At 54.0% G+C, this 1873-nt stretch carries 1 pseudogene; it reads left to right on the top strand.

The features are described 5' to 3' along the window. Window positions 1-650: pseudogene (locus NKJ72_RS30860) on the top strand (calcium-binding protein); the annotation flags it as partial. Window positions 651-1873: the final 1223 nt, after the last annotated feature.

The following is a 1873-nucleotide window of genomic DNA, read 5'->3' as shown; positions in this document are numbered from 1 at the left end:
TCGCCCAGACGATCCAAGGCAATGCCGGTGCTAATTACATCAACGGTATGGGTGGCGCCGACACGCTGACAGGCTATGGCGGCAATGACACTTACGTCGTCGACAATGCTGGCGACAGGGTGATTGAAGCGGCCGGCGGCGGCGGCGACAGGGTATTTTCCACGGTGAGCTATGCTCTTTCGGCCGGCTCCCAAGTTGAGCTTCTTGCCACCACAAATCCTTCCGGCACGGGAGCAATCAATCTCACTGGCAACGAGTTTAACCAAGCCATCCAGGGCAACGCCGGCGCGAACATCATCAACGGCGCACGAGGTGCCGACATCTTGACCGGTAACGGAGGCAATGATGCCTTCGTGTTCAACAGCGCTCTTGGAGCCGGTAATATCGACAGGATCACCGACTTCAACAAGCTCCAGGACAAGATCCAGCTCGACGACGCGGTTTTTGCCGGGCTTAAGCTGGGAGGCCTTTCATCCGATGCTTTCTTTGCGGGTGCGGCCGCACATGATAGCTCCGATCATATCATCTACAACAACTCAACCGGAGCACTCTCTTTCGACAGCGACGGGATCGGTGGCGCAGCTCAAATACAGTTCGCCACGCTCTCTCCAGGTCTGTCGCTTGCAGCAGGTTCGTTTCTTGTGATCTGAACGACCCGGAACGGCGGACCTTCTGCTCGAGCCGGTCCGCCGCTCCGTCTTTGTTCAAGCACCGGATTTTTCCAAAGCGGGTGCCCAACCTTCGTCACCAGCGGGTTCGCTAGCAGGGTATCATTGAAGGGTGGCTTGAATCTGCCCGCCACCGAGTTTACTCGGCGCGGTTCGCGGCCGCTTCCGTGTCTTAAACGGACTTAGTGCATCTCAGTGAAAGAGAAGCTCATCGCACCGTGCATGACGACGAAGCAAAACGGCTTCGCGAGTAATCCGGTGTGCACTTTCTCGTCTCTTTACTCTTATTCGATTCTTGTCGGCAACGCACGGTCAGATCCCATCTGAGCCCGGTATCGAGTATCAGATCCCTGGGCCGCTATCAGATCCGCTGCGCAATAGCGGCCATGGCTTCACAAACCGCCCCTTCGCAGATCACGATCGATAAATCGGGACTGCCAATTACTTGAGCGCGAGAGCAGGAACCAGGCACCGCGAACCCGGCAGTCATTCCGCAGTTGTCGCTCGCTTGTAAACGTGGGCCGAACCGCTTTGATGTCGCTTAAGTCTTCCTCATGGGCGAGTGCGGCAGGCGCTCCAACTGGGAACCGCCCCTATTCTCACCTTGAGCGGCTTCCTACATTGACTTGATCTCGATCACGGAGATCTGCCGCCCGCTGAGCGCGCAGATGCCTACGAATTGTCCACAACTAATTGCTTGCGGCAGTGAGACCGCGGAGCGGCTTGGCTCTTGTGGCTAACGTCTGTCTGATTTTCATCTCGTAAGGTAAATTGATAAATCAAAAACAAACAAGAATGTAATTTGCCGTAATTTAAACGTCCTAAGTTGCGAAGCTACAGCTATTTCAAAATAAAGTCGCGATTCCGCCGGGATTGTGACCTAAGAAAAGCGATAAGTTTCTTGTGTACAACCCGTTTTTATGAAAATAAGCCACAATGCATGCAGCATTCCTACAAACGCTCAATGATTTTATCAACGGGTGTCTTTATGTGATTTGGCGCTAATATACACCCTCTAGTAGGTAGGCCTCGGGCGCTATCGAACGAGAAAAAGGATTACTGGATGGCAACTCTGCACTACACCTCGGGTGGTTCCGCCACCGAAATCGCAAACGCTGGCTTCAATCTGGCCGACGTTCAATATGTTAGCCAGGTCAACGCATTGCCGGATGGCATGAAGGGCCTGGTGTATCTGAATGAGCACG

It is taken from the genome of Mesorhizobium sp. M0045 (assembly GCF_040323385.1).
In the GTDB taxonomy this organism is placed as follows: Bacteria; Pseudomonadota; Alphaproteobacteria; order Rhizobiales; family Rhizobiaceae; genus Mesorhizobium.
Note: the sequence above shows the minus strand (reverse complement) of the source record. Positions and strands in the feature narration are given on the sequence as shown.